At 59.2% G+C, this 22,343-nt stretch carries 23 protein-coding genes; 12 read left to right on the forward strand and 11 right to left on the reverse strand.

Going from position 1 to position 22,343, the window contains the following annotated elements:
- Positions 1 to 26: 26 nt before the first annotated feature.
- Entirely contained in the window at positions 27 to 1,490 is a 1,464-nt protein-coding gene (locus tag DK870_RS12475) for a glyceraldehyde-3-phosphate dehydrogenase (RefSeq protein ID WP_060753152.1), read from the forward strand.
- 62 nt (positions 1,491 to 1,552) lie between these two features.
- Here DK870_RS12475 and DK870_RS12480 read toward each other — a convergent pair whose 3' ends face one another.
- Complete coding sequence (locus DK870_RS12480) at positions 1,553 to 2,845, reverse strand: MFS transporter (RefSeq protein ID WP_060753153.1); 1,293 nt, start codon at positions 2,843 to 2,845, stop codon at positions 1,553 to 1,555.
- Between the two features lie 359 nt (positions 2,846 to 3,204).
- Here DK870_RS12480 and sthA point away from each other — a divergent pair, with 359 nt between their 5' ends.
- On the forward strand, positions 3,205 to 4,599 hold the full coding sequence (sthA, locus tag DK870_RS12485; RefSeq protein WP_060753154.1) for a Si-specific NAD(P)(+) transhydrogenase: 1,395 nt from the start codon (positions 3,205 to 3,207) through the stop codon (positions 4,597 to 4,599).
- A gap of 42 nt (positions 4,600 to 4,641) precedes the next feature.
- Here sthA and DK870_RS12490 read toward each other — a convergent pair whose 3' ends face one another.
- Both DK870_RS12490 and DK870_RS12495 read right to left on the reverse strand, forming a co-directional pair.
- Entirely contained in the window at positions 4,642 to 5,364 is a 723-nt protein-coding gene (locus DK870_RS12490) for a glycerophosphodiester phosphodiesterase family protein (RefSeq protein ID WP_060753155.1), read from the reverse strand.
- Between the two features lie 43 nt (positions 5,365 to 5,407).
- Positions 5,408 to 5,992: a PilZ domain-containing protein gene (locus DK870_RS12495; RefSeq protein ID WP_060753156.1), complete on the reverse strand. Its 585-nt coding sequence runs from the start codon at positions 5,990 to 5,992 to the stop codon at positions 5,408 to 5,410.
- A gap of 94 nt (positions 5,993 to 6,086) precedes the next feature.
- Here DK870_RS12495 and DK870_RS12500 point away from each other — a divergent pair, with 94 nt between their 5' ends.
- Genes DK870_RS12500 through DK870_RS12510 form a run of 3 tightly spaced genes read left to right on the forward strand, consistent with a single transcriptional unit; the run spans position 6,087 to position 9,331 of the window.
- Complete coding sequence (locus tag DK870_RS12500) at positions 6,087 to 7,337, forward strand: lipoprotein-releasing ABC transporter permease subunit (RefSeq protein ID WP_060753157.1); 1,251 nt, start codon at positions 6,087 to 6,089, stop codon at positions 7,335 to 7,337.
- Between the two features lie 7 nt (positions 7,338 to 7,344).
- Positions 7,345 to 8,028, forward strand: coding sequence for a lipoprotein-releasing ABC transporter ATP-binding protein LolD (gene lolD / locus DK870_RS12505; protein WP_162843511.1), 684 nt, complete (start codon positions 7,345 to 7,347; stop codon positions 8,026 to 8,028).
- A 58-nt stretch (positions 8,029 to 8,086) separates the two neighbouring features.
- Positions 8,087 to 9,331 (forward strand): lipoprotein-releasing ABC transporter permease subunit, encoded by a 1,245-nt coding sequence (locus DK870_RS12510; protein WP_161548747.1) that lies wholly within the window; start codon positions 8,087 to 8,089, stop codon positions 9,329 to 9,331.
- Positions 9,332 to 9,436: 105 nt separating this feature from the next.
- Here the strand turns inward: DK870_RS12510 and DK870_RS12515 are convergent, their stop codons facing one another.
- Together DK870_RS12515 and DK870_RS12520 are read right to left on the reverse strand one after the other, a co-directional pair.
- Positions 9,437 to 10,783 carry a heavy metal sensor histidine kinase gene (locus DK870_RS12515; RefSeq protein WP_060753160.1) on the reverse strand — a complete coding sequence of 449 codons (1,347 nt, stop codon included), beginning with the start codon at positions 10,781 to 10,783 and terminating at the stop codon, positions 9,437 to 9,439.
- Positions 10,780 to 11,460: a heavy metal response regulator transcription factor gene (locus DK870_RS12520; protein ID WP_090366148.1), complete on the reverse strand. Its 681-nt coding sequence runs from the start codon at positions 11,458 to 11,460 to the stop codon at positions 10,780 to 10,782. The genes DK870_RS12515 and DK870_RS12520 overlap by 4 nt, the downstream gene beginning before the upstream one ends.
- A 156-nt stretch (positions 11,461 to 11,616) precedes the next feature.
- Between DK870_RS12520 and DK870_RS12525 the strand changes: the two genes are divergently transcribed.
- Both DK870_RS12525 and queF read left to right on the forward strand, forming a co-directional pair.
- Entirely contained in the window at positions 11,617 to 12,138 is a 522-nt protein-coding gene (locus DK870_RS12525) for a plastocyanin/azurin family copper-binding protein (protein ID WP_161548748.1), read from the forward strand.
- A gap of 69 nt (positions 12,139 to 12,207) precedes the next feature.
- Positions 12,208 to 13,038 (forward strand): NADPH-dependent 7-cyano-7-deazaguanine reductase QueF, encoded by an 831-nt coding sequence (queF, locus tag DK870_RS12530; protein WP_161548749.1) that lies wholly within the window; start codon positions 12,208 to 12,210, stop codon positions 13,036 to 13,038.
- A gap of 74 nt (positions 13,039 to 13,112) precedes the next feature.
- Here queF and DK870_RS12535 read toward each other — a convergent pair whose 3' ends face one another.
- Together DK870_RS12535 and DK870_RS12540 are read right to left on the reverse strand one after the other, a co-directional pair.
- Complete coding sequence (locus DK870_RS12535) at positions 13,113 to 13,379, reverse strand: DUF4404 family protein (RefSeq protein ID WP_060753164.1); 267 nt, start codon at positions 13,377 to 13,379, stop codon at positions 13,113 to 13,115.
- 110 nt (positions 13,380 to 13,489) lie between these two features.
- Positions 13,490 to 14,098: an HAD family phosphatase gene (locus tag DK870_RS12540; protein WP_161548750.1), complete on the reverse strand. Its 609-nt coding sequence runs from the start codon at positions 14,096 to 14,098 to the stop codon at positions 13,490 to 13,492.
- 247 nt (positions 14,099 to 14,345) lie between these two features.
- Here DK870_RS12540 and DK870_RS12545 point away from each other — a divergent pair, with 247 nt between their 5' ends.
- A complete protein-coding gene (locus tag DK870_RS12545; protein WP_372241670.1) occupies positions 14,346 to 14,984 on the forward strand; it encodes a VacJ family lipoprotein in 639 nt (212 codons plus the stop codon).
- 62 nt (positions 14,985 to 15,046) lie between these two features.
- Here DK870_RS12545 and DK870_RS12550 read toward each other — a convergent pair whose 3' ends face one another.
- Positions 15,047 to 15,343 (reverse strand): PilZ domain-containing protein, encoded by a 297-nt coding sequence (locus DK870_RS12550; RefSeq protein ID WP_060753167.1) that lies wholly within the window; start codon positions 15,341 to 15,343, stop codon positions 15,047 to 15,049.
- Positions 15,344 to 15,619: 276 nt separating this feature from the next.
- On the opposite strand from DK870_RS12550, the gene rssB reads away from it, so the two are divergent.
- Both rssB and rssC read left to right on the forward strand, forming a co-directional pair.
- Positions 15,620 to 16,801, forward strand: a complete 1,182-nt coding sequence (gene rssB, locus DK870_RS12555; RefSeq protein WP_060753168.1) for a two-component system response regulator RssB — start codon at positions 15,620 to 15,622, stop codon at positions 16,799 to 16,801.
- Entirely contained in the window at positions 16,801 to 17,283 is a 483-nt protein-coding gene (rssC, locus tag DK870_RS12560) for an anti-sigma factor antagonist RssC (RefSeq protein ID WP_010212025.1), read from the forward strand. The genes rssB and rssC overlap by 1 nt, the downstream gene beginning before the upstream one ends.
- A gap of 197 nt (positions 17,284 to 17,480) precedes the next feature.
- Here rssC and tal read toward each other — a convergent pair whose 3' ends face one another.
- Positions 17,481 to 18,407, reverse strand: coding sequence for a transaldolase (gene tal / locus DK870_RS12565; RefSeq protein ID WP_161548751.1), 927 nt, complete (start codon positions 18,405 to 18,407; stop codon positions 17,481 to 17,483).
- 410 nt (positions 18,408 to 18,817) lie between these two features.
- Between tal and DK870_RS12570 the strand changes: the two genes are divergently transcribed.
- A complete protein-coding gene (locus DK870_RS12570; protein ID WP_161548752.1) occupies positions 18,818 to 19,558 on the forward strand; it encodes a hypothetical protein in 741 nt (246 codons plus the stop codon).
- A gap of 109 nt (positions 19,559 to 19,667) precedes the next feature.
- On the opposite strand, the gene dusA is transcribed toward DK870_RS12570, so the two are convergent.
- Positions 19,668 to 20,678 carry a tRNA dihydrouridine(20/20a) synthase DusA gene (gene dusA, locus DK870_RS12575; protein ID WP_161548753.1) on the reverse strand — a complete coding sequence of 337 codons (1,011 nt, stop codon included), beginning with the start codon at positions 20,676 to 20,678 and terminating at the stop codon, positions 19,668 to 19,670.
- A 99-nt stretch (positions 20,679 to 20,777) separates the two neighbouring features.
- On the opposite strand from dusA, the gene DK870_RS12580 reads away from it, so the two are divergent.
- Positions 20,778 to 21,905, forward strand: coding sequence for a tyrosine-type recombinase/integrase (locus DK870_RS12580; RefSeq protein WP_161548754.1), 1,128 nt, complete (start codon positions 20,778 to 20,780; stop codon positions 21,903 to 21,905).
- On the opposite strand, the gene DK870_RS12585 is transcribed toward DK870_RS12580, so the two are convergent.
- Positions 21,888 to 22,169: a pyocin activator PrtN family protein gene (locus DK870_RS12585; RefSeq protein ID WP_161548755.1), complete on the reverse strand. Its 282-nt coding sequence runs from the start codon at positions 22,167 to 22,169 to the stop codon at positions 21,888 to 21,890. The genes DK870_RS12580 and DK870_RS12585 overlap by 18 nt on opposite strands.
- Positions 22,170 to 22,343 lie beyond the last annotated feature (174 nt).

The raw sequence follows: 22,343 nt of genomic DNA on the forward strand, positions 1-22,343 counted from the left end.
ATGTAGCCCCTTTTTTCTGCCCCTACATGTGGAAGGTTCCCGTGACTCAGAAGCCCGACCAGTGTCTTGGTGAATGGATCGACCGTGAAGCACTCGCAGAAGCGATGATTCCGCTTATCGGCCAGCTGTACCGCAATAACAATGTGGTGAGCTCGATCTATGGCCGCAGCCTGATCAACCAGTCTGTCATTGCGATTCTCAAAGCCCACCGCTTTGCACGCCATCGCTCCGCCGACGACAGCGAACTCTCCGTCCACGAAACATTCCCGCTGCTCAAGGCCATGAGCGAGCTCAAGCTCGGCGCGGCCTCGGTAGACCTGGGCAAGTTGGCCTATAAATTCCGCAACGAAGGCAATGGCCGCAGCGCCGAGCAGTTCGTGCGTGAAGAAATGGCCGAGGTGATTGGCCAGCAAAACGCCGCTGCCCGTAAAGGCACCGACGTTGTCCTGTACGGCTTCGGTCGTATCGGCCGCCTGCTGGCGCGTATCCTGATCGAGAAAACCGGTGGTGGCGATGGCCTGCGCCTGCGTGCCATCGTGGTGCGCAAAGGCGCAGAGAACGACCTGACCAAGCGCGCAAGCCTGCTGCGTCGCGACTCGGTACACGGCCCGTTCAATGGCACCATCGTCATCGACGAAGAAAACAACACCATCACCGCCAACGGTAACCTGATCCAGGTGATCTACGCGAAGAACCCGTCCGAGGTGGATTACACCCAGTACGGTATCAAGGACGCCCTGCTGGTGGACAACACCGGCGTATGGCGTGATGCCGACGGCCTGGGCCAGCACCTGGCCTGCCCGGGTATCGATCGCGTTGTGTTGACCGCGCCTGGCAAGGGCAAGCTGAAGAACATCGTTCACGGCATCAACCACGGCGAAATCACCGCTGACGACAAGATCGTGTCCGCCGCTTCCTGCACCACCAACGCCATCGTGCCGGTGCTGAAGGCTGTGAATGACAAGTTCGGCATCGTCAATGGCCACGTCGAAACCGTTCACTCGTACACCAACGACCAGAACCTGATCGACAACTTCCACAAAGGCGATCGCCGTGGTCGTAGCGCCGCGTTGAACATGGTGATCACCGAGACCGGTGCCGCCACCGCTGCTGCCAAGGCATTGCCTGAGCTGGCCGGCAAGCTGACCGGTAACGCGATCCGCGTTCCAACGCCAAACGTGTCGATGGCCATTCTCAACCTGAACCTCGAGAAAGCCGCCACCCGTGAAGAAATGAACGAGTACCTGCGTTATATGGCGCTGCACTCCGATCTGCATAAGCAGATCGACTTCGTCAATTCGCAGGAAGTGGTATCCACCGACTTCGTTGGCTCGCGCCACGCCGGTGTGGTGGATGCCGAGGCGACCATCACCCAGGACAACCGCGTTGTCCTGTACGTGTGGTACGACAACGAGTTCGGCTACAGCTGCCAGGTGGTTCGCGTGATGGAAGACATGGCTGGGGTCAACCCGCCTGCGTTCCCGCGCTAAGCATCAGCCGTAATGAAAGCGCCCCGACATGTCGGGGCGTTTTTTTGTCTGCGGTTCAGTGTTCAGCGAACGATGGCGGCCTCGGCAGTGCGCAGCGCATGCCGGTTGCCCTTGAACAGGACCAGGGTCGCAATCAACCCCAGCACGGCCGCGCCACTGAGCCAGATCCCGGGTGCCGCCTTGTTGTCCAGTACGTGGATCAGGTAGGTACAGGCCGCAGGGGTAAACCCGCCGAACGTTGCGGTCGCCAGGCTGTAGGCCAGGGAGAAACCGGTGGTACGCACCTCGACCGGCATGATCTCGGTGAGCGCGACTACCATCGCACCGTTGTACGAACCGTACAGGAACGACAGCCACAACAGCACGATCAGCAGATGGCTGAAGCTTGGGTTGGCCACCAGCCAAGACAGCGCCGGATACGCTGTGAGGATCGCCAGAATCGTCGCCCCCATCAGCAGGGGTTTACGCCCGATCTTGTCGGACACAGCGCCCATTACCGGCAGCCAGATGAAGTTGGAAATCCCCACGCACACGGTCACCAGCAGGGCATCGAAGTCCGACAAGTGCAACTCCGCCTTGCCGAAGGTCGGTGTGTAGGCCGTGATCAGGTAGAACGACACGGTGGTCATCACCACCAATGCCATGCCGGCGATGACGATGCCGAAGTTCTGGCCGATCGAGCGGACGATTTCCTGCAGGGTAGGGCGGTGTTTACGTGCCTGGAATTCAGGGGTTTCCTCCAAGGAGCGGCGAATCACAAAGATCACCGGCACGATCAGGCAGCCGATCAGGAACGGCACGCGCCAGCCCCAGTCACCCATTTCTTCGGGGCTGAGCCAGTGGTTCAGGCCCACGCCGAGCAGGCCGGCGAATACCACCGCGGCCTGTTGGCTGGCGGACTGCCAACTGACGAAAAAGCCCTTGCGGCCCGGTGTGGCGATTTCCGCCAGGTATACCGAAACGCCGCCCAGCTCCACGCCGGCGGAGAAGCCTTGCAGCAGGCGGCCAAGCAGTACGATCAGTGGCGCCGCGACACCCAGGGTGGCATACCCCGGCACGCAGGCAATCAGGATGGTGCCGGCGGCCATCAGCGCCAGGGTGATCACCAGGCCTTTTTTGCGGCCGTGACGGTCAATGTAGGCGCCGAGGAAGATCGCACCCAGCGGGCGCATGAGGAAGCCGGCACCGAACGTCGCCAGGGACAGCATCAGGGACGCGAAGGCGCTGTCGGTGGGGAAGAAGGTCTTGGCAATGGCCGTGGCGTAGAAGCCGTAGACCATGAAGTCGAACATTTCGAGGAAGTTACCGCTGACAACGCGAAAGATCGCTTTGCCTTTGCCCGTTGACGTGGACATGTCATGCACTCATTTTGGCTATCTTATTGGTGATCCCTGGTCGCTGGTCATCCTTGCTGCAAAGTCGCTACGCGAGGCTTCACTGAACAGTTTTGTAACCATATGTGTATTAGCCATGCCAGGCAATAAAAACCGATAGTCAAGTGACTGGTTGTCGCAGTTATTGCAATTTCCTGGATCTGTCGTTAAGTCAATACTGGCCTATGACGCGACCAAGGGTTAATGTGCGCGGCGTTGAGCCTTATATAGACTGTGCCCCGGTTCACACACTTGAGCCGAATTGTCCTTCATGACCGCTGGCCGCGGCATGATTTAGCCAGGCGTCCAACCGTGCGCCTGGCCTGTTCTGAGGAGTACGCATGGCTGTCTACAACTACGACGTGGTGGTACTGGGTTCCGGCCCGGCTGGAGAAGGTGCGGCGATGAACGCTGCGAAGGCAGGGCGCAAGGTGGCGATGGTCGATAGCCGTCGCCAGGTCGGCGGTAACTGCACCCACCTGGGCACCATCCCGTCCAAGGCTTTGCGTCACTCAGTGCGCCAGATCATGCAGTTCAACACCAACCCGATGTTCCGGGCCATTGGTGAGCCGCGCTGGTTCTCGTTTCCGGATGTGTTGAAAAGTGCCGAGAAAGTCATCGCCAAGCAGGTGGCCTCGCGCACCGGTTACTACGCCCGTAACCGTGTCGACCTGTTCTTCGGCACCGGCAGTTTCGCCGACGAGCAAACCGTTGAAGTGGTGTGCTCCAATGGTGTGGTCGAGAAGCTGGTGGCCAAGCACATCATCATCGCCACCGGTTCGCGCCCGTATCGCCCGGCCGATATCGATTTCAACCACGCCCGTATCTACGATAGCGACACCATCCTCAGCCTGGGCCATACCCCGCGCAAACTGATCATCTACGGCGCCGGCGTGATCGGCTGTGAATACGCCTCGATCTTCAGCGGCCTGGGCGTGCTGGTGGAGTTGGTGGACAACCGCGACCAGTTGCTGAGCTTCCTCGACTCGGAAATTTCCCAGGCGTTGAGCTACCACTTCAGCAACAACAACATCACCGTGCGCCATAACGAAGAGTATGAGCGGGTCGAAGGCCTGGACAATGGTGTGATCCTGCACCTCAAGTCCGGCAAGAAGATCAAGGCCGACGCCTTGTTGTGGTGCAACGGCCGTACCGGCAACACCGACAAGCTGGGCATGGAAAACATCGGGGTCAAGGTCAACAGCCGTGGCCAGATCGAGGTGGACGAGAATTACCGCACCTGCGTGCCGAACATCTACGGCGCGGGTGACGTGATCGGTTGGCCAAGCCTGGCCAGTGCGGCGCACGACCAAGGCCGTTCGGCGGCGGGCAGCATCGTCGACAATGGCAGCTGGCGCTATGTGAACGACGTGCCGACCGGGATCTACACCATTCCGGAGATCAGCTCGATCGGCAAGAACGAGCACGAACTGACCAAGGCCAAGGTGCCTTATGAAGTGGGCAAGGCGTTCTTCAAGAGCATGGCGCGTGCGCAGATCGCCGGCGAGCCGCAAGGCATGCTGAAGATCCTGTTCCATCGCGAAACCCTGGAAGTCCTCGGCGTGCATTGCTTCGGCTACCAGGCGTCGGAGATCGTACACATCGGCCAGGCCATCATGAACCAGCCGGGTGAGCAAAATACCCTCAAGTATTTCGTCAACACCACCTTCAACTACCCGACCATGGCCGAAGCCTATCGGGTAGCGGCCTACGACGGCCTCAACCGGCTTTTTTGAGCGGCTCCGGCCGGTGGCCTGAGCCGGCCGGGGAGACCGATTTCAGTAATTCTCTAGGGTGGCAGTGGCCAAACCGGGAAAGTCTGTAATCAGGCTATCTACGCCGAAGTCGGCGAGCCTGCGCATCAGCGCAGGTTCGTTGACTGTCCACACGGACACGTGCAGGCCCTGACGCTGGGCTTTTTCCAGGCGCTCAGGGGTGCACAACGTCCAGTTCAACGCCAGGATCTCACAGCCATAGTTCTGCGCGATCTTCAGCGGGTCGAGCCAGGCATACTCGGCAACCAGGCCGCGTGACAGGTCCGGGGTCAGTTCCAGCGCCGCCTTCAACACTTCCCGCGAGCTTGAGGTCACGGTGACCTTGTCCATCAGGCCAAAGCGTACAGCCATTTCCCGGATCGCCAGCACGGTGGTGGCGGCGCGGGTGCGTGAAGCGCTTTTGACTTCCAGTTGCCAGTGATCGAAGTCGCACTGTTCGAACAGTTCTTCCAGGCGGGGAATCGGGCACGGCTTGACCCAGCCCGGGCCGCCTTTGCGTGCGTCCATCTTCACAAGGTCGGCCGCCGAATACTCGACGACTTTGCCGCGCCGGTCGGTGGTGCGCTTGAGGGTCGGGTCGTGGATGACCATCAACTCGCCGTCCATGGACAGGTGCAGGTCCAGTTCGCAACGGCGTACACCGTGCTTGAGGCACTCCTGAAAGCTGGTCAGGGTGTTTTCCGGTGCTTCGCCTTTGGCACCGCGATGGCCGTAGATCAGGGTCACAATTGCTCCTTAATGCCAGGTCTGCTGGCCGGGTAAAGATGAATCAGGTGTCTGGGGCGTCGCTCTTTTCCCGCGCCAAGCGGCGTTCCTGTGCTTGTTTCTGCAGGATATAGCGCGCCAGCAATTGGCGTTGGGCATCGGTCATGGCTTCGAATTCGGTGCCCACGTCAAAACCACTGCCTTTGGGGTCGCAATGGGTTACCCGCGCACGCAGCAGCAGGCCAAGGGCCTGGGGCATGAGCACCAGCTTGACGGCGAGGTGAGCGCCGGTAGCCAGCGGGGTGGGGTGTTGGAAATCGATGCCCCCTTCGGAAATGATCACCGGCTGCGGTGCGCCGACCTCATCGAGCAGGCCACGGGCCATGATCTGGCTGAGCAGGTCCAGGCGTTTGTTCTGCACGCGCAGGAACGCGGCGAGGGTACGATCCTTCTCGCTGAGCTGGCGTAACAGGTGTTGGGCTTCGAATTCACTGAGGTGCAGCTCGCTGAGCAGATTGAACAGCGGCGAATCATCCTGCAACACTTCCTTGCTCGCGGCTTCGGGGGCGGACAGGCATTTGATTTGGAGTGCGATCATGTCGTCGATACGGTAGTATTCGCGGCGCTCTTCTTCATCTAATGTCGACATGGCGAACCCCAGGTAACGGTAATGGTCAGAGTGTAAAGCTGCTTACCAGACCCCGCCACCGGGACGTCTTCTTTTCCTCCGAACAAGCCCCGACATGTTCAGACCTCTCTTCGTATTCATTGGCACGCGTTATACCCGTGCAAAGCGCCGCAATCATTTTGTGTCGTTCATTTCCTTGACCTCGATGATCGGGCTCGCCTTGGGCGTGGTCGTGATGATCGTGGTGCTGTCGGTCATGAACGGCTTCGACCATGAGATGCGCACCCGCGTGCTGGGCATGGTGCCCCACGCGACCATCGAGGCCGATTCGCCCATCAGCGACTGGCAAAGCCTGGCCGACAAGGTCAAGCAGAACCCCAAGGTAGTGGCCGTGGCGCCCTTTACCCAGATGCAGGGGTTGCTGACCAACGACGGCAAGGTGCAGAAGATCCTGCTCAATGCCATCGACCCGGCCGAGGAGCGCAAGGTCTCGATCATCGATAAGTTCATGCTGCAAGGCAAACTCGACGACCTGGCGCCCGGCAGCTTCGGCATCGTGATCGGCGACAAGGCTGCGGCCAAGCTCGGTGTGGGGGTGGGCGACAAGCTGACCTTCGTCGCGCCGGAAGTCACCGTGACCCCGGCGGGCATGTTCCCGCGCATGAAGCGCTTCACTGTGGTCGGCACCTTCCACGTGGGCGCCGGCGAAATCGACGGCTACCTCGGCCTGACCAACCTCACCGACCTGGCCCGCCTGCACCGTTGGCAGCCGGATCAGGTGCAGGGGCTGCGGCTGAAGTTCAACGACCTGTTCGATGCACCGCGCGCGTCGTGGGAAATCGCCCAGCACTTGGGCGACAGCCAGTACTACGCACGCGACTGGACCCGCACCCACGGCAACCTCTACCAGGCCATCCGCATGGAGAAAGCCATGATCGGCCTGCTGTTGCTGCTGATCGTCGCCGTGGCGGCCTTCAACATCATTTCCACGCTGGTGATGGTGGTGAATGACAAGAAGGGTGACATCGCGATCCTGCGTACCCTCGGCGCCACGCCGGGGCAGATCATGGCGATCTTCATGGTGCAGGGCACCGTGATCGGCGTGGTCGGCACGTTGATCGGCACCGCTGTCGGCATTCTCGCCGCGCTGAATGTCAGCGCCGCCATCGCTGCGCTGGAAAAAGTCATTGGCCACAAGTTCCTCAACGCCGACGTCTACTTCATCGACTACCTGCCGTCCCAGGTTCAGGCCCAAGACGTGTTGATGGTCGGCGGTGCCGCGTTGGTCTTGAGTTTCCTTGCCACCCTGTATCCAGCCTGGCGCGCGGCACGTACCCAGCCAGCACAGGCCTTACGTTATGAGTGAATCGGGCATGAGTGAAAAAGCAATCCTGAGCTGCCGCAACCTGGGCAAATCCTACGAGGAAGGCCCGGAGTCGGTGGTGGTGCTGTCCAACCTGCAACTGGAACTTCATCCTGGCGAGCGCGTGGCGATCGTCGGCAGTTCCGGTTCCGGCAAGAGTACCTTGCTCAACCTGTTGGGCGGCCTGGATACGCCGTCGGCGGGCAGCGTCTGGCTGGCCGGTGAAGAATTGTCGGCGCTGGGCGAGAAGGCCCGTGGCCAACTGCGCAACCGTTCGCTCGGTTTTGTGTACCAGTTCCACCACCTGTTGCCGGAATTCACCGCCCTGGAAAACGTGTGCATGCCGCTGCTGATCGGCAAGACCGCCATCCCGGAAGCGCGCCAGCGCGCAAAGGCGCTGCTGGAGCGTGTCGGCCTGGGGCATCGCCTGGAGCACAAACCGGCCGAGCTGTCCGGCGGTGAACGCCAGCGCGTGGCGATTGCTCGTGCCCTGGTCAACAACCCCGGGCTGGTGATGCTGGATGAGCCCACCGGCAACCTCGATACCCACACGGCCCAGGGCATCAAGGACTTGATGCTGGAACTGAGTACCCAGATGCGCACCGCGTTCCTGGTGGTCACCCATGACATGAGCATGGCCCGCCAGATGGACCGCGTGTTGCACTTGCAGGAAGGTCATCTGGTCGCCATCTGACCCGTTTCAAGCCCGGCGCCGGACGTCGGGTTTTCCATTTTTTCAACGGTGCCCGCGAATGTTCAGACCGTTATCGATTTTCATCGGCACGCGCTATACCCGCGCCAAGCGCCGCAACCGTTTTGTTTCGTTTATCTCGATGACCTCGATGATCGGTCTCGCCCTGGGCGTATTGGCGATGATCGTGGTGCTGTCGGTGATGAACGGTTTCCAGCGCGAAATGAGTTCGCGCATCCTGGGCATGGTGCCCCACGCCACCATCGTCGGCGTGAACCCGATCAATGACTGGCAGCCGGTGGCTGCGGCCGCCATGAAGAACCCTGAAGTCACGGCGGCCGTGCCGTTCACGCAGATGGATGGCATGTTTTCCTACAAAGGTGCGATGCAGCCGATCGAGATCAGCGGCGTCGACCCGGCCCAGGAAGGCAAGGTATCCATCGTGGCCCAGCACATCGTGCGCGGCAAACTGGATGACCTCAAGCCAGGCGAGTTCGGTGTGGTGGTGGGCGAAATCACCGCACGGCGCTTTCGCCTGAACGTGGGGGACAAGCTGACCCTGATCGTGCCGGAAGTCAGCACTGCACCGGGGGGCATCACGCCGCGCATGCAGCGTTTGAACGTGGTCGGTATCTTCAAGGTCGGCGCCGAGCTGGATGGCTCCATGGCCTTGATCCACATGGCTGACGCGGCACAGATACAGCATTGGCAGCCGAACCAGGTGCAAAGCGTGCGCCTGGCGGTGAAAGACCTGTACGCAGCGCCCAAGGTCTCGGCGGATATCGCCGCCAGCCTGGGCGCCGCCTACAAGGCCGATGACTGGACCCACACCCAGGGCAGCCTGTTCAGCGCGATGAAGATGGAAAAGACCATGATCGGCCTGCTGTTGCTGATGATCGTCGCCGTCGCTGCGTTCAACATCATCGCCACCCTGATCATGGTCGTGAACGACAAGGGCGCGGATATCGCGATCCTGCGCACCATCGGTGCCACGCCGCGCCAGATCATGGCGATCTTCATGGTGCAGGGCACGGTGATCGGCATCGTCGGCACCTTGATCGGTGGCGTGCTCGGTGTGATCGCGGCATTGAACGTGAGTGAACTGGTGGGCTGGCTGGAGCGGGTGACCGGGCAGCATATCTTCAGCTCGGATGTGTATTTTGTCAGCAACCTGCCCTCGGAGCTGCAGGGCGGCGATGTGTTGCTGATTTGCACGGCCGGGTTTGTGCTGAGCTTTTTGGCGACGTTGTACCCGGCTTATCGGGCGGCGAAGATCGAGCCGGCGCATGCGCTGAGATATTCGTAGGTTTCGAGACCGCTATCGGGAGCAAGCCCCCTCCCACATTTTGATTTGTGAATACATCCAAATGTGGGAGGGGGCTTGCTCCCGATAGCGCCGGCCCATCTTGCATCAAATCCCGGCGGGCAACTCAATCACAAACCGCGTCCATCCCGCCTCGGACTCACAGAAAATCCTCCCCCCATGCGCCCGCACAATCGACTGGGTAATCGCCAGCCCCAGCCCCGCATGCTCGCTACTGCCTTCACGGCGCGCCGGGTCGGCGCGATAGAACCGGTCAAACAACCTCGGCAGCACTGCCGCTGGAATACCTTTACCGGTGTTTTCCACGCAAAGCCTCACCCCGTTCTGCAGGCGCACACGCACTTCGCCCCCCGCAGGCGTAAAGCGCAGCGCGTTATCCAGCAGGTTCGACAGTGCCCGGCGCAACATCCCGCGATCACCCGTCGTCTGGGCTGTCCCCTCGCGAACCAGGCTGATCTGTGCGTCTTCGGCCAGCAAGGTGAAGAACTCCAGTAACGCATCCACTTCATCCGCCAACGCCAACGCTTCCCGCTTGGGCACCAGCAAACCGTGATCCGCCTTGGCCAGGTACAACATGTCATTCACCAACTGCGCCATCCATTGCAGCTCTTCCAGATTGCTGTGCAGGGCCTCCCGATAGTCCTCGAGCGGGCGCGGTTGGGTAAGGATCACCTGGGTCTGGGTCAACAGGTTGGACAGGGGCGTGCGCAGTTCATGGGCGATGTCGGCGGAGAACGCCGACAGGCGTTGGAAGGCATCGTCCAGGCGGCCAAGCATGGCGTTGAAAGCCTGCGCCAGTTCGGCCAGTTCCACCGGCATTTGTTCCTGGGGCAGCCGCTGGGTCAGCGAATGCGCGGACACGCCGGCGGCCACTTCCCCCATGCGCCGCAATGGCCGTAACCCACTGCGTGCCGCCCAGGCGCCGAGCAGTGCGGTAGCCAGGGCTGATAGCCCGACGGTGAGCCAGATCAGGTGTTGCATGCGTTGCAGGAAGTGCTGGTGGTGGGTGATGTCGAGTATCAGGGTCAGTTGCGGCGAGTCGGGCTGGCCTGCTCTCAGGGGCGCGTTATACACCCGGTACTCGGTGCCGGCACTTTGCAGGCTGTGCAAGCCGGGGGCCTCGGGCAGGCTAATGCTGGGCGCGTTGTCCAGCCAGCGCTGGCCGGCGGCGCTGATGCGCAGCGTCAGGTCCTGCTGGTGAAGGAGTTCGGCGCGCAGTTGAGCTTCGCGTTGGGCGAACGACTGCGGCGAGTCGACACCCTGCAAGGTCGCACGCAAGGCCAGCAGCTTGTTGTCGAGCTGTTGTTGGTCCAGCTCAAGGAAGTGCGCTTCGCTGGCACGGTTGAACAGCACGCCGGCCAGCAACGAGACCACCGCCGTGCAGGCGGCAAACAACAGTGCCAGGCGGCTGGCCAGGGATAAACGCTTGATCAATTGGCGCGTTCCTCCAGCACATAACCCATGCCGCGCACGGTGTGGATCAGTTTGTTGGCGTAGTGATCGTCGACTTTCAAGCGCAGCCGGCGGATGGCCACTTCGATGATGTTGGTATCGCTGTCGAAGTTCATGTCCCACACTTGGGAGGCGATCAAGGTCTTGGGCAGCACTTCGCCCTGGCGCCGCAGTAACAGTTCGAGCAGGGCGAATTCCTTGGCGGTCAGGTCGATACGCTGGCCGTCCCGTTCGACACGGCGGCGGATCAAGTCCAGGCGCAGGTCAGCCAGTTGCAGTGCCGTTTCCTGCGGGGTGCTGCTGCCACGGCGCAACAGGCTGCGTACGCGGGCCAGCAGTTCGGAAAACGCGAAAGGTTTGACCAGATAGTCGTCGGCTCCCAGTTCCAGGCCGTGCACGCGGTCTTCCACGGCATCGCGGGCGGTCAGGAACAACACCGGGAGCTCCAGGCCGGCGCTGCGCACCGCTTGCAGGATCTGCCAGCCGTCACGGCCCGGCAGCATCACATCGAGGATCAGCAGGTCGTAGTCACCGGTCAGTGCCAGGTGCTGGCCCGTGGTGCCGTCAGCCACCAGCTCGGTGGTAAAGCCAGCTTCGGCCAGGCCCTGGCGCAGGTATTGGCCGGTCTTGGGTTGGTCTTCGACGATCAGCAGTTTCATGGGCAGCTCTTGGCAACGGGGCTCGACGGGCTTTATACCGTGGGCGCCGGGGGAAGGGCGCAACCTGACAAAGTTGTAATCTAGCAGTCAGGTAGCTGGCAGCGGCGTAATCTTAGAGTGCGGGTCAAGCGAGTCACACATTTTTGGAGAAGAACCATGGCGTTGCGTACACCCCTGATCCTGGCGGGTTGCTTGTTGGCGTTGAGTTTCGATGCGGCTGCCGATGCAGCCCACACCTTCGCATTTGGCCAGCCGGCGCCGGCGAGCAAAGCCACGCGCACCGTGGAAGTTGTCCTGCAGGACATTTCTTTTGCGCCCAAGTCACTGGACGTAAAAGCCGGTGAGACGGTGCGTTTTGTACTCGTCAACAAAGGCCAGTTGCTCCACGAGTTCAACCTGGGCGATGCGGCGATGCATGCCGAGCACCAGAAGGAAATGTTACAGATGCAGGCCAGCGGCATGCTCACCGCTACCGGCATGGGCAAGATGGACCACGGTGCCATGGGGCACGGTGACGGGGCCGGCATGCAGCATGATGATCCCAACAGCGTGCTGGTCGAGCCGGGTAAAACCGCCGAATTGACTTGGACGTTCAGTAAAGCCACCGGCCTGGAGTTTGCCTGCAACCTTCCCGGGCACTACCAGGCGGGTATGGTCGGCAAGCTCAACGTCGATTGATCCGCTGCCGTTTAGGCGCGGGAGCAAAGGCTGATAGACTGGCGCGGTTTATTTAGCCAGGTTTCCGCCATGCATCCCGCAGCCGAACATTCGCCGCTGGGCAAGTCCAGTGAATACATCTCCACTTACACGCCGTCGTTGCTGTTTCCGATCCCTCGTGCCGCCAAGTGGGCCGAGCTTGGCCTGAGTGCCGAGACCCTGCCTTACCAGGGCGTGGATTTCTGGAACTGCTTCGAATTGTCCTGGCTGTTGCCGTCGGGCAAGCCAGTGGTGGCCATCGGTGAATTCAGCATCCCGGCCGACTCGCCGAACATCATCGAGTCTAAGTCTTTCAAGCTGTACCTCAACTCGCTGAACCAGACCGCCTTTGCCGACATCCAGGGCCTGGAAGCGACGCTGCGCGACGACCTCAGCGCCGCCGCCGGCAAGCCGGTGACGGTACGCATCCGCAGCCTGGCCGAGATCGAGGCCGAGGGCGTGATGGCCTTGCCGGGCGTGTGTATCGACGGCTTGGATATCAGTGTCAGCAACTACGAGCATCCGCGCCCCGAATTGCTGCGCTGCGACGATTCGCGCATCGTCGAAGAGAGCGTGCACAGCCACTTGCTCAAATCCAATTGCCCGGTCACCAGCCAGCCCGATTGGGGCAGCGTAGTGGTGGAGTACCGGGGGGCGGCGCTGGATCACGCCAGCCTGCTGGAATACATCGTGAGCTTTCGCCAGCACTCGGACTTCCATGAGCAGTGTGTGGAACGCATCTTCCTGGACCTGCAGCGCCTGCTCAAGCCGGAGAAGTTGACGGTGTATGCGCGGTATGTGCGCCGTGGCGGGTTGGATATCAACCCGTATCGCAGCACCGAGAATGTGACGTTCCAGAACGTGCGCCTGGCTCGTCAGTAGCCTGTACCCAGGTTCAAGTGTGAGAGGGGAGTTTGCCCCTCTCTCATTGGATCTGCGCTTGGCTGACGGGGATATCAGATCCCGATGTTGCCCAAGGTGATCACGATATTGCGCAGTGTCCCGGCAATGCCTGGATGATCCAGTTCAAAACCTTCCAGCGCCCGGTTTACATCGTCAGCAATGCTGGGTGTCTGCGTCGCCGGTTCCAATTCAAGTTGCACTTCGAATCGGGCAATCAGCTCTTCCAGTGCTTCACGTTTTTCCAGCGACAGCGGCGGTTCCTGTTCCAGTTGCCCGCGCAGGATTTCGACCTGTTCTTCCAGTTTTTTGCGATCAGGCATGACATTTTTCCTTTTATCGATAGGCACTGGCATAGACCGCGGCACGCCGAGAAAGGTCTACGGGCTGACCTGTAGATTAATCCACCGGCGCCGACTGTGCATGATCTCGATCAGGGCTTTTCGCCTTTGAGCCGGCGCCGGCCGATGTCTGCCAGGCAAGTGCCGAGTTCGCCCAGGTGATCGATCACCGAGTGCACGCCCAGCCCATACAGCGCTACCGTGGCTTTGGCGCGTTTGTGCTCGCGCTGTTGCTCGGTAAGAGCCTGCCATTGCTCGGGCGCCAAGCCGCAAAGTGAGCCACAGGAGGCCAAGCCGATGGTCCAAAGGCCGGCATTGAGCCCCGATTGCAGCAGGCGTGGTTCACCGCTGACCAGCACGCAGCCATCCAGGCGTTCGATGTTGAGTTCCATCAAGGCTTGCCAGCACGCATGCGGCGCAGGCCAGCGGATGGAGGAGGGAGGTGTTGCTTTCAGCCAATTGGGCAATCCGGCAGCCAGTGGTTGGGTCACTGCCGGGGGCAGCTCATCCAGCCAGGCGCAAGGCACGCCCTGATCCTTGAGACTGCGCAGGATCTTCAGGGCGCCCGGGGTGGCTTGTGAGTCGAGAGAGTGCGAATCGGAGCGTGCCTGGGAACCGAAATCCACCAGGCAGCCACTCAGGCCGAATAGGACGGCAGTCAAGGCGGGGGCGCTGGCGACGGCAATTTCGGCGTGAGGCATTTCGACATCCCTGAAATAGCTGTGACGCTAGCGAGGCGCGATGACAAGCAGATGACACTGACAGGTGATTGTAGGAATTTTGTTCGTTTTCCATATGACATTTCCTACTAGCTGCCTAAATTGATACTTCCGTCATATACTGACGATCTTCTTCAGGGCATAGCGCCCATGACAGACTATTCAAGGAGCCAAAGCTATGCGCTGGAGCCAATATTTCGCTCAGCTATCTGTGTGTGCCACTATTTTAATGGCCCCGTTCGCCGCCCAGGCTGCGTCCGAAGACGATCCATGGGAAAGCGTCAACCGCCCAATCTTCACCTTCAACGACACCGTTGATACCTACGCGCTCAAGCCATTGGCCCAGGGTTATCAGTTTGTCACCCCGCAGTTTGTGCAGACGGGCGTCCATAACTTCTTCCGCAACATCGGCGACGTGGGCAACTTTGCCAACGACGTGTTGCAGCTCAAACCGCATGCGGCCGGCGTCGACACCGCGCGCCTGCTGGTGAACACCACATTCGGCGTGCTGGGCTTTATTGATGTCGGCACCAAAATGGGGCTGCACCGTAACGACGAAGACTTCGGCCAGACCCTCGGCTACTGGGGCGTGGGCAGCGGCCCTTACGTGATGCTGCCGTTGCTGGGCCCGAGCACCTTGCGTGATGCGCCGTCCAAGTACGTGGACACCTACACCCAACCGTATCGCTACATGAACGATATCGGCTGGCGCAACAGCACCTTCGGCCTGAACGTGGTTGATACCCGTGCCAGCTTGCTCGACAGCGAGAAGTTGATCACCGGCGATAAATACACCTTCATCCGTAACGCTTACCTGCAGAACCGCGAGTTCAAGGTCAAGGATGGCAAGGTCGTCGACGACTTTTAAGTCGTGACATTTTGAAATGGAAAAAGGCGATCCTCAGTGGTCGCCTTTTTTGTGGGCGGTATTCAGCGCATTTTCAAGATTCTGAGGCCCAAATGCTGCTCCTCCCCCATGGCCTTGGTCCATACCACCTCGGTGTCCGCCTCCAGGCCCTTGAGGGCCGCGTGCTCTGAATCGATGCGCACGGTCAGTTGGTCACCCACGTTGAACTGGCGAGGGGCCTGCACCTGCATACCAGAGCTGGAAAGGTCCAGGCATACCCCGGCAATCTCCTGCCCGGCGTGGATCAACGACACATCGGCATCCACCCGCATGCGGATGAAATCGCGTTTTTCGGCGTAGTCGCGCTCGTGTTCGCTCATGGGTTCCATCCTTACTTTGTGTTGTGGTGTTGGCTGTTCTTATAACTCCCGGTGATTTGCGGTGTAAAGACGCCCGGCGACCATCGGCATGAGCTTGAAACCCCTGACGGATGGGAGTACCGTCTGCGCCTTAGAAGGGCACCTCTGCATTACAGTTGTGCGTGGGCTAATTGCCTATGCTTTGTAGGACAGAGAGGCTAGAAAGCGAATCCAGTACGTGAGCCCGGCCATTGTCGAGCCACCTACGCCAACCTAATTCTGGCGCCGTTTGCCCACATGCAAAAAACCAGTGCCACGCTGCTGATAATCGATGACGACGAAGTAGTGCGCGCGAGCCTCGCGGCCTATTTGGAAGACAGTGGCTTCAGCGTCCTGCAGGCCGGTAATGGCCAACAGGGTCTCCAGGTGTTCGAGCGCGACAAGCCCGACCTCGTGATCTGCGACCTGCGCATGCCCCAGATGGGTGGCCTTGAGCTGATCCGCCAGGTGACCGAGCTTGCGCCGCAGACGCCGGTGATTGTCGTGTCCGGTGCCGGCGTGATGAACGATGCCGTGGAGGCCTTGCGCCTGGGCGCTGCCGATTACCTGATCAAGCCCCTGGAAGACCTTGCCGTGCTGGAGCACTCGGTGCGCCGCGCGCTGGACCGTGCCCGCCTGCTGGTCGAGAACCAGCGCTACCGCGAAAAGCTCGAAACCGCCAACCGCGAGCTCGAGGCCAGCCTCAACCTGCTTCAGGAAGACCAGAACGCCGGTCGCCAGGTGCAGATGAACATGCTGCCGGTCAGCCCGTGGACCATCGACGAATTCAAGTTCGCCCATCAGATCATCCCGTCGCTGTACCTGTCGGGTGATTTTGTCGACTACTTCCGTGTGGATGAGCGACGTGTGGCGTTCTACCTGGCCGACGTTTCCGGCCATGGCGCTTCATCGGCTTTTGTCACCGTATTGTTGAAGTTCATGACCACGCGGTTGTTGTTTGAATCCAAGCGCAATGGCACCTTGCCGGAGTTCACCCCCTCCGAGGTGCTGGGTCACATCAACCGAGGCCTGATCAGCTGCAAGCTGGGCAAGCACGTGACGATGGTCGGCGGCGTGATTGATGAAGAAACCGGTCTTCTGACCTACAGTATTGGCGGTCACCTGCCGATGCCTGTTTTATACACTCCCGACAGTGTGCGTTACCTGGAAGGGCGTGGTCTGCCCGTAGGCTTGTTCAACGAAGCCACCTACGAAGACCACATCCTGGAACTGCCGCCGACCTTCAGTCTCACGCTGATGTCCGACGGTATCCTGGACCTGCTTCCAGAGCCTACACTCAAGGAGAAAGAAGCCGCCTTGCCCCAAAAGGTCAAGTCGGCGGGCGGCAGCCTGGATGGCCTGCGGCAAGTGTTTGGATTGGCCACGCTAGGGGAGATGCCGGATGATATCGCCCTATTGGTGTTGAGCAGGAATCTTTGATGAGTACCGGAAGAATCCAATTCGCCGAGCAAGACGGGACATTCGTCCTGAAATTTGTCGGTGAAGTGCGCCTGACCTTGTGTTCGGCGCTGGATGCGACGATTGAGCGGATCTTCACAGCGCTGAACTTCTCGGCGATCGTGATCGATCTGACCGAAACCCGCAGCATCGATAGCACCACCCTGGGCCTGCTGGCCAAGTTGTCCATTCTGTCTCGGCAGAAGGTCGGCCTGTTGCCGACTGTGGTCACCACCCACGAAGACATCACCCGTCTGCTGCAGTCCATGGGCTTCGACCAGGTGTTCAACATCGTTGACCGCCCGATCCCATGCCCTGAGTGCCTGACCGACCTGCCTTCGCAAGACCAGTCCGAAGAAATCGTACGGGTCAAGGTGCTCGAAGCGCACAAGATCCTGATGGGCTTGAACGAGTCCAACCGCGAAGCCTTCCACGACCTCGTCAACGCCCTCGAACGTCACTGATCGCCAGTTGAAACCCTATCCAAGTGTGGGAGGGGGCTTGCTCCCGATTGCAGTGTGTCAGTCACTGAATTCATAACTGACCCACCGCCATCGGAAGCAAGCCCCCTCCCACCGTTGGACTGAGGTCGGTTTGAGATTGGCGAACATAAAAAAGGGCGGCACCCTCACAGGTGCCGCCCTTTTTGCTGCCGTCTGCCTTACAGCTTGGCCGACAACAACGCTTCCAGCTTCTCCTGGTCGCGAGCAAACTGGCGAATACCTTCCGCCAGCTTCTCAGTCGCCATTGCGTCTTCGTTGGATGCCCAGCGGAATGCCTTTTCGTCCATATGGATACGCGCCTCACCGGCATGCCCCGGCGACAGCTTGCGCGCAAGCTTGCCAGTATCGGCTGCCAGCTTCTCCAGCAGGTCCGGGCTGATGGTCAGGCGATCACACCCCGCCAACTCCTCGATCTGGCTCAGGTTACGGAAGCTCGCACCCATCACTACCGTCTTATAGCCATTGGCCTTGTAGTAGTTGTAGATGCGCGTCACCGACTGTACGCCCGGATCATCCGCGCCGGTGTAGTCGTTGCCGGTGGCCTTCTTGTACCAGTCGTAGATACGGCCCACGAACGGTGAAATCAGAAATACCCCGGCTTCGGCGCAGGCCACGGCCTGTGCGAAGGAGAACAGCAGGGTCAGGTTGGTCTGGATGCCTTCCTTTTCCAGCTTCTCTGCCGCGCGGATGCCTTCCCAAGTAGAGGCGATCTTGATCAGTACACGGTCACGACCAACCCCGGCTTTTTCATACAGGTCGATCAGACGGTGCGCACGCTTGAGAATGGCGTCTTCGTCGAACGACAGGCGCGCATCCACCTCGGTGGAAATACGGCCCGGCACGACTTTGAGGATCTCTTGACCCACTGCCACCGCAAAACGGTCGCTGGCCAGGCCCACATCGCCATTGCAGTCCTTCACGCACTCGTCCAGCAGCGTGGCATAGCCTGAAATCGATGCGGCCTTGAGCAGCAGGGAAGGGTTGGTGGTGGCGTCCTGTGGCTTGAGCTTGGCGAGTGTCGAAAAATCGCCGGTATCGGCAACGACAGTGGTGAATTGCTTGAGTTGTTCCAGCTTGGAAGTCATGGGCGTGCTCTGTCCTATGGGTCTGATGACATTACCCGAGCACCGGCAGGCGCTCAAGGGCGCAAACGCGTTCGAGCGTTTGCGAGGGCGATAACCTGAAAACAGCCGTTTGAATCCTCGGCTCTGCTGCTCAATAGGAGGCCAAAATCGAGGGGAGGTTCAACTGGATTTTATGTGAGTCGCTCCCTTGTCATTAAGCTATTGCTATGGTGAATATGCATGTTTTGAAGTTGTGAAAACTTTATTTTTATTGACGTTGATTGTTGCTTTTTCTACCTGTGCTATACCTGACTGGCAAACGCCAAAGTAAGCCGATAAAAATTCTTGTGATATCACCGTTAGCGGCGAAGTGCGTGTGCCTGTTCATTAAACCTGTTTGTTAGTTAGTTGCGAAACAAAGGAGAGATGTAATGAAACGGAATATATCAACGCTATTCGCTGCCATGGGTTTTATATGTTCCACCGCAGCATTTGCCGAGGTAACGGTGCAGCAGGCACTCAGTGCCGGTTGTTACGATACCCAGGAAATGCGCGCAATCATCGACACTGCCAAGGCCGGTAAACCGATAGGGAGCCGCACCCTTGAAAAGGAAAATGAACTGACCTCGACCTACGGAGGCAAGATCACCGATTCCAGAGTGACGGCGCCTGCCACCTGGGTATATCGCGCGTATGAAAACGCAGATACCAACAACTGGCATGTCCAGAAGCTCAAGGAGGGTGTGATCTACGCCAAAGCCCAGAATGACTTGGACAAGTTTGTTAAACGCGGGGGGGACCCCAAAGAGTATTGGGCAATCGACGGACCGGACCTGCACCAGCCGGGTTTTAGCAGTGCCACCTATACGACAATGCGACTGCTCGCACTGCAATCGAGCGACACCCCGCAAAGCCAGTTTGTAAGTTTTGCACTGGACTACGCCACCACCGGAACCTTTGGAGAAGCGGTGTATGCACTCCAAGTGAATCCAGACTCGCCCATTCTAGGGCTGGTTAACTGCAAAACCGCAGGCGGTGAAGTTCAAGTCCAAATTCTGGGCGGTACGACATTCAATACGCTATATCGAAAACTTAGAACGGAGAGTGATTGGAAGCGATATGACCGCAACAGCGGGAAATGGATAACTGTACCCAACGGAACAGTGCCGTAAAAGTTTAACGCTATAGCAAGGGCTTGCAGCTGAAGCCGAGCCCTTGCACAGTGTGGGAGGGGGCTTGCTCCCCATAGCGCAACTCAACCACCCAATCCCCAACTGACACTCACCGCCCTTCCAGCAACTCCCCAGCCTGATCCAACAAAGCCAGCGGGTCAGCCGCCTTATGAATATCCACTGACAACAACTGCCTGAACTTGCGCGCCCCCGGGAACCCGGTGCCCAACCCCAGCACATGCCGCGTAATATGATGCATCGTGCCGCCACTGGCCAAATGCTCAGCAATATAAGGCCGCAACTGCGCCAGCGCCTCGGCCCGGCTGATCACCGGCGCTTCACTGCCAAACAATTGCTGATCCACCTCGGCCAGCAAATACGGATTGTGATAGGCCTCGCGCCCAAGCATCACCCCATCAAACGTCTGTAAATGCTCCCGGCACTGCTCCAGTGTCTTGATGCCGCCGTTGAGATTGATCTCCAGCTCCGGGAAGTCCCGCTTCAACTGCGCCGCCACGTCATAGCGCAACGGCGGAATATCGCGGTTCTCCTTGGGCGACAACCCCTCCAGAATCGCAATCCGCGCATGCACCGTAAAACTGGTGCAGCCCGCATCCCTCACCGTCCCGACGAAATCACACAACTGGGCATAACTGTCGCGCCCATTGATCCCGATACGATGCTTCACCGTCACCGGAATCGACACCGCATCGCGCATCGCCTTCACACACTCGGCCACCAACGCCGGATGCGCCATCAGGATCGCGCCAATCATGTTGTTCTGAACGCGGTCGCTGGGGCAGCCGACATTCAAATTCACCTCATCGTAACCGGCCGCCTCAGCCATGCGCGCACACGCCGCCAGGTCGGCCGGGACGCTGCCGCCCAACTGGAGGGCAAGCGGATGCTCGGCTTCGTCGTGACGCAGGAAGCGCTCATGATCGCCGTGGAGGATCGCCCCGGTGGTGACCATCTCGGTGTAGAGCAGGGCGTGCTTGGAGAGCAGGCGCAGGAAGTAACGACAGTGTCGGTCGGTCCAATCCATCATGGGGGCAACGGAAAACCGCCTAGATACCGTATTTGCTTGCAGGCTTAGCTTTTCAGCGGTTTTCGTTGGCATTTGTGTCTATCTCATTAACGACTATTTACAACGGTTTTTGCTTGTTTTTGCTAAGCTGTTGCTGAATTTCAGCAAATTCATTTAGAGGTTCAGCAAAAAATGGGCTCTATCACCGTTCGCAAGCGCAAAGATGGATCCGTCGCTTACAACGCGCAGATTCGAATCATGCAGAAGGGCGTCACAGTTTATCAGGAAAGCCAGACATTCGATCGCAAGGCAACTGCGCAGGCATGGATCAAGCGCGTCGAATCGGAGATGTCTATCCCGGGGGCGATTGAAAAGTCAAAGCGCTCCGGCGTCACGGTCAGGGAGATGATCGATCTTTACTTGCTGGAGTATGAAAAGTTCAGACCGCTTGGCAAGACGAAGCGAGCGACGCTCACTGCCATGGGTAAAACATGGTTGGGAGAGGTTGAGGACAAGGACATCACCAGTCAAAAACTGGTTGAGTACGCGAACTGGCGAATGGCGCAGGACGGTATTCAGGCGCAAACCGTAGGCAATGACCTGGCGCATTTTGGCGCTGTACTATCGGTCGCTCGTCCCGCCTGGGGCTATGACATAGACCCGATGGCCATGCCTGATGCGCGAAGGGTTTTGCGAAAAATGGGCGCGGTGACCCGAAGTAAGGAGCGCGCACGTCGACCCACGCTGGCGGAGCTGGATAGCATTTTTGAACACTTTTGCTCGGTGCGCGATCGGCGCAAGCAAGAAATCGATATGGTCCGCGTCACTGCTTTTGCGTTGTTTTCAACTCGCCGTCAGGAAGAAATCACACGTATCCGCTGGGACTCAATGGACGAGGCGGGGCAGCGGGTTCTGATCACTGACATGAAGAACCCCGGGCAAAAATACGGTAATGATGTCTGGTGTCATGTGCCCGAGGAGGCGTGGCAAATTCTTAAGTCGATGCCGAAAGTGGCTGATGAGGTTTTTCCCTACAACTCGCGTTCGATATCGGCGTCATTCACCCGAGCCTGTCTTTTTCTCGGTATTGACGACCTGCACTTCCATGACCTTCGCCATGATGGTGTCAGCCGGTTGTTTGAAATGGGTTGGGATATCCCCAAAGTCGCCTCTGTCTCCGGCCACCGCGACTGGAATTCGATGCGGCGATATACGCATTTAAGGGGTAACGGTGATCCCTACAAGGCATGGCCATGGCTGGAGAGGATCATCCAAGGGCCTACCCTTGAGGCCCGGAAGCGATCAAGACGCGCGTCGTAACCCGCGCCCCATGAGTTTTTCATGCTCGGCCTTGGCCTTCTGCCGTTGAAAATCCAGATACGTGGCCAAGTCATTGAGGTGAACGCCCCTTGCCGCTTTCTGGCTGCTTTCCATGCGTATCAGTGGAAGGTCGATTTCCCCTGAAGCCACTTTTATTTTCATTTTTTCAGGCGTCAGGTGGCTGAAGTAGTCAGTGCACACGCGCTCGAGAGGGATGATCGCCATGCCGTTGTATTGGGCCATCAGCAAGAATGCAGTATTCATTGCTTTCCCCGTGGCTGACTATCCGACACTGCCCTGTCCTGTGTGCTCTCAAGCCATGTAGATTCCATTTTTTCATCCCTCGGCAGGGGGCGACCTGCTCGTATTGTTAGTAGTTTAAGTATTATCTGGTATTCAAATATGATCAATTAATTTTGTGTCTGGTCCTCTGAAACC

The sequence above is a fragment of the Pseudomonas sp. Q1 genome (assembly GCF_009935975.1).
GTDB lineage: Bacteria > Pseudomonadota > Gammaproteobacteria > Pseudomonadales > Pseudomonadaceae > Aquipseudomonas > Aquipseudomonas palleroniana.